The organism is Arsukibacterium sp., from assembly GCF_033722355.1.
In the GTDB taxonomy this organism is placed as follows: domain Bacteria; phylum Pseudomonadota; class Gammaproteobacteria; order Enterobacterales; family Alteromonadaceae; genus Alishewanella.
In genome coordinates, this window is record NZ_JAWVZF010000193.1 from 1 (window position 1) to 4,653 (window position 4,653).

6 protein-coding genes and 1 pseudogene are annotated in these 4,653 nt (G+C 49.1%); all 7 read right to left on the reverse strand.

What is annotated here, in order from left to right; all coding sequences use genetic code 11:
* Positions 1-221: AIR synthase related protein (locus R3177_RS13300; RefSeq protein ID WP_413229091.1), on the reverse strand; the 221-nt coding region annotated here is incomplete at its 3' end.
* Positions 222-235: 14 nt separating this feature from the next.
* The gene (gene nusB, locus R3177_RS13305; protein ID WP_318971511.1) at positions 236-649 is read right to left on the reverse strand and encodes a transcription antitermination factor NusB; all 414 of its coding nucleotides are present in this window, start codon (positions 647-649) and stop codon (positions 236-238) included.
* An 11-nt stretch (positions 650-660) separates the two neighbouring features.
* A complete protein-coding gene (ribE, locus tag R3177_RS13310; RefSeq protein ID WP_318971512.1) occupies positions 661-1,125 on the reverse strand; it encodes a 6,7-dimethyl-8-ribityllumazine synthase in 465 nt (154 codons plus the stop codon).
* Between the two features lie 77 nt (positions 1,126-1,202).
* Positions 1,203-2,312: a bifunctional 3,4-dihydroxy-2-butanone-4-phosphate synthase/GTP cyclohydrolase II gene (gene ribBA / locus R3177_RS13315; protein WP_318971513.1), complete on the reverse strand. Its 1,110-nt coding sequence runs from the start codon at positions 2,310-2,312 to the stop codon at positions 1,203-1,205.
* Between the two features lie 102 nt (positions 2,313-2,414).
* The gene (ribD, locus tag R3177_RS13320) at positions 2,415-3,548 is read right to left on the reverse strand and encodes a bifunctional diaminohydroxyphosphoribosylaminopyrimidine deaminase/5-amino-6-(5-phosphoribosylamino)uracil reductase RibD (protein ID WP_318971514.1); all 1,134 of its coding nucleotides are present in this window, start codon (positions 3,546-3,548) and stop codon (positions 2,415-2,417) included.
* Positions 3,548-4,000 carry a transcriptional regulator NrdR gene (gene nrdR / locus R3177_RS13325; protein ID WP_019674770.1) on the reverse strand — a complete coding sequence of 151 codons (453 nt, stop codon included), beginning with the start codon at positions 3,998-4,000 and terminating at the stop codon, positions 3,548-3,550. Before nrdR ends, ribD begins: the two co-directional genes overlap by 1 nt.
* A 105-nt stretch (positions 4,001-4,105) precedes the next feature.
* A pseudogene (gene glyA / locus R3177_RS13330) lies at positions 4,106-4,653 on the reverse strand (serine hydroxymethyltransferase); the annotation flags it as partial.

Genomic DNA, 4,653 nt, shown 5'->3' on the forward strand with positions numbered 1-4,653 from the left:
ACTAACTTATGACCCAAAGCCCTCGGATCGACATCAGGAAAAAAATGAGTACCGCAAACCATGGTATCGGTTGTGACGACCAAATCATAACCGTCGCGCATTTGCAGCACAGCACCGTCGTCGCCCACACCAACCACCACATCCTGCCGCGCAATTCCGGCGTCAGCAAAGAAGCTGGCAATAAGTTCAAATTCACCCATAGTATGTAAAAAAGCCGACAAATGTCGGCTCTCCGTTATTGAGTCCGTAATACCCGGACCGCTTTATCAAGAATACCATTGACAAATTTATGGCTGTCATCAGCAGCAAAGGCCTTAGCCAGCTCAATTGCCTCATTAATAATAACTTTATAAGGCACATCCAGCCGGTACTTAAGCTCATAGGCGGCAACCCGAAGTACGGCTTTCTCTACTAAGTCGATATCTTCAAACGGCCGCTCCAGATAGGGCTTTAGCGCCTCATCCAATTTGCTATGGTGCAGCACTACGCCGCGCAATATATCCTGAAAATAAGCAACATCCAGTTGCTTGACATTATTTTCCAACAATAACTGTTGTTCAATGTCGGCTATTGGGTTGTGACTCACCTGCCAACTGTATATGCCCTGCACTGCCAGTGATCGCGACTGACGACGCACATTTGGTTTCATAAATTATCCTGTTACAGCTGATCCAGTACGTTAACCATTTCCAGCACCGACATCGCTGCTTCAGCACCTTTATTACCGGCTTTGGTGCCGGAACGTTCAATAGCCTGCTCGATACTATCCACTGTCAGCACGCCAAAAGCGATCGGTAAATCATAGTTCAAAGCAATCTGGCTGATACCGTTGGTGCAAGCACCCGACACATATTCAAAATGCGGTGTACCACCGCGGATTACTGCACCAAGCGCAATGATCGCATCATATTTTTTGCTCGCTGCCACCCGTTGTAAAGCCAGCGGCATCTCAAACGCGCCAGGGATCCTGACGACAGTAATATCCTGCCCGGCAACATTTCCCACCCGCTTTAACGTATCAACGGCACCCTCTAACAAGCTTTCAACGATAAAACCGTTAAACCGTGCCACCACTATCGCGAACTTCTTGCCTTTGGCTGCATAGCCGGCTTCAATCACTTGCATGGTAAATCCTCTCGAATCAGGGGCTGCAAAAATCAGCCGCGCATAATATCACAAAAAACGCAAATGCGGCATCGCTGTTATTCCGATACATAATCAACAACTTCCAGGCCAAACCCAGATAAGGCATGGTATTTTTTTGGCTGGCTCAGCAACCGCATTTTTCTGACCCCCAGACTGGCCAGAATTTGCGAGCCGACACCGACATTGCGGGAGGTGCCTTTCCACGGGGACGTTTTTGGCTGCTCACCTTTATCTTCTGCCTCAAAAGCCTGAACCATTCGTACCAGCTCAGCCGTCGATTCGTGTTTCCCTAAAAGCACCAGCACACCACCTTCATCCGCAATCCGCTTCATCGCAGTATGTAACGGAAAGCTCCGGTTAGCTGCCCGGTCAGCCAATAACAAATCAGAAAAGGTATTATGTAAATGCACCCTGACCAACGTTGGTTGTTCAGGCTGAATATCACCCTTAACCAGCGCAAAATGTAACTGATTATCAATGGTATCTTTAAAAGTGACCAGCTGGAAATCGCCCACTTCAGTGGGTAACTGGCAGGTTGCTACTTTTTCAATCGTCGTTTCATTTAAATTACGATACTCGATTAAATCAGCAATAGTTCCAATTTTAATATTGTGTTCACGGGCAAAAATTTCTAAATCAGGCCGTCTGGCCATGGTGCCATCATCATTCAGAATTTCAACAATCACAGCAGCCGGCTCCAAACCTGCCAGCCGGGCTAAATCACAACCGGCTTCGGTATGGCCGGCTCTGACCAGCACACCGCCATCCTGGGCCATTAAAGGAAAAATGTGGCCCGGCTGAACGATATCTGCAGGACTGGCATCTCTTGCTACTGCAGCCTTAACGGTGCGGGCCCGGTCTGCTGCAGAGATCCCGGTTGTCACTCCTTCTGCCGCTTCAATAGACACGGTGAAGTTTGTAGCGAAAGGTGACTTATTCGCGTCAACCATCAGCGGCAAATTTAACTGTTTACAGCGCTTTTTGCTAAGCGTCAGACAAATAAGGCCACGGCCATGTTTCGCCATAAAGTTAATTGCTTCCGGTGTCACATAATCAGCAGCCATGACCAGATCGCCTTCATTTTCACGATCCTCATCGTCCATCAGTATGACCATTTTGCCCTGACGAATGTCCTCGATAATTTCGGCTGGCGTATTCAGTTGCATATAAACCCTTGTTAAATGTTACTTTAATAAACCCGGTAAAATAATGCCGCATGTCCCGGTGCATACAGTGGCCAGATTCAGGCCAACTGAGCTGGCAGCTCTTTACACCCTATCAGCCCCACTAAGTAATGCTGTCAGACGCAAATCGGGAGCAAGCTGGCTGATATCAGTAAACGTAAAACGGTTTGCCTGACTCAGCTTAGTTAGCTCTGGCAGCTCTGCCATGGCTCTGGCCTGAGGCCCTAACAAGAGCGGAGCCTGATATAAAATAAATTCATCCACTAATTTCTGCTGTAATAAAGCACCAGCCAAAGTGGCACCTGCCTCAACCCAAATGCTCCGCACCTGGCGGACAGTTAAAAGTTGCAGTAATGCCATCAAATCAAAATAGCCATCTGCATTGACGGGCACAACCTGGTGCTCGACCTGAGATGGCATATTGCGAAGTGGTGTATCAGGTGCGACACAGAGTAAAACAGGCCCGGCTGAACTGAACAACAACTCCCGGCCGGTCAGTTGCTGACGGCGATCCAGAATCACCCTCAGCGGCTGACGTAATTCGCCATTTTTTAACGCCGTGATTGCGACGTCACTATCCGGCTGACGCACCGTTAACCGGGCATTATCGGCCAGCACCGTACTGGCGGTAGACAAGATTGCGCTACTTTGTGCCCGGTAAAACTGCACATCGGCCCGGGCTGCCGGACCGGTTATCCACTGACTTTGGCCATTAGCCAATGCAGTGCGGCCATCAATGCTGGCAGCCAGCTTTAATCTTAGCCAGGGCTTTTGCCGCTCCATCACACTTAAAAAACCCGGATTCAATGCTCTTGCCTCAGCTTCCATCACCCCACTGACGACATCAATCCCGGCTTGCTCCAGCATTGCAACGCCCTTGCCGGCAACCAGCGGGTTCGGGTCAAGCATAGCGATAACCACCCGGCTGATCCCCGCAGCAACCAGTGCTGTTGCACAGGGTGGTGTCCGGCCAAAATGGCTGCAAGGTTCCAGCGTTACATAACAGGTTGCCCCCATTGCTCGCGCACCTGCCTGCGCCAGCGCATACACTTCAGCGTGACCGTCACCAGCCTGATGATGATACCCTTCCCCGACCACAGTACCACTTTGGACAATAACTGCCCCGACATTCGGATTGGGATCCGTGGTATAGCGGCCTTTTGCAGCCAGACGCAGGGCCTGAGCCATATATTGCCTATCTGTGGAAGTGACAGCCACTATTGCTCTCCCAGACGAGCAATTTCTTCACCAAACTCACGGATATCTTTAAAAGACCGGTAAACCGAGGCAAAACGGACATAAGCCACCTTATCCACTTTCACCAGTTCATCCATGATCAGATTGCCGAGCATGTTGCTGGCCAGCTCCCGCTCACCGGTCGCCCGTAATTGCGATTTAATTTTCTGTATCAGCTGTTCGATCTGTTCAGTTGATACCGGCCGCTTCTCAAGCGAACGTAACAAGCCATTGCGCAGTTTATCTTCGTTAAAGGGCTCGCGTGAACCATCCCGTTTGATAATCCGCGGCATAACCAGTTCAGCCGCCTCAAAGGTCGTAAAACGTTCATGACACGCCAGACACTCGCGGCGGCGGCGCACCTGATGGCCATCAGCCACCAAGCGGGAGTCAATTACCTTCGTGTCATCGGCATTACAAAAGGGACAATACATCAGCACTTTCCATAGATAAAAAAACCACAGATAAAAACGCTACAGATACCCTGACCATAGATAAAAATGGCCGCAAATGCGGCCATAATAGCATTAAATTAACGATTAAGCATAAACCGGAAAACGATTGCACAACTGGCCCACATCGCTTTTTACTCTCTCGATAACGCTTTCGTCGTTAATATTATCCAGCACATCACAAATAAAACCAGCTACTTGCCGCGCCTGCTCTTCTTTGAAACCACGACGGGTAATCGCTGGTGTGCCAATCCGTAAACCACTGGTAACAAAAGGCGAGCGAGGATCATTAGGTACTGAGTTTTTATTTACGGTAATGTGGGCCCGGCCTAAAGCTGCGTCCGCATCTTTACCGGTAAGATCTTTATCAATTAAATCCAACAGGAATAAATGGTTTTCAGTGCCACCTGAAACAATTTTGTAGCCACGTTTAATCATTTCATCGCACATGGCTTTGGCGTTATTTAACACTTGCTGCTGGTATACCTTAAATTCCGGCTCCAATGCTTCTTTAAATGCAACTGCTTTAGCCGCTATCACATGCATTAATGGGCCACCCTGACTCCCCGGGAACACTGCAGAATTAAGCTTTTTCTCAATCGCTTCGTTTTTCCGGGCCAGAATTAACCCGCCAC

Excerpts from the sequence above, each read along its gene's own strand:
- nusB (WP_318971511.1), bottom strand. The coding sequence starts at position 649 with ATGAAACCAAATGTGCGTCGTCAGTCGCGATCACTGGCAGTGCAGGGC.
- ribE (WP_318971512.1), bottom strand. The coding sequence starts at position 1,125 with ATGCAAGTGATTGAAGCCGGCTATGCAGCCAAAGGCAAGAAGTTCGCG.
- ribBA (WP_318971513.1), bottom strand. The coding sequence starts at position 2,312 with ATGCAACTGAATACGCCAGCCGAAATTATCGAGGACATTCGTCAGGGC.
- nrdR (WP_019674770.1), bottom strand. The coding sequence starts at position 4,000 with ATGTATTGTCCCTTTTGTAATGCCGATGACACGAAGGTAATTGACTCC.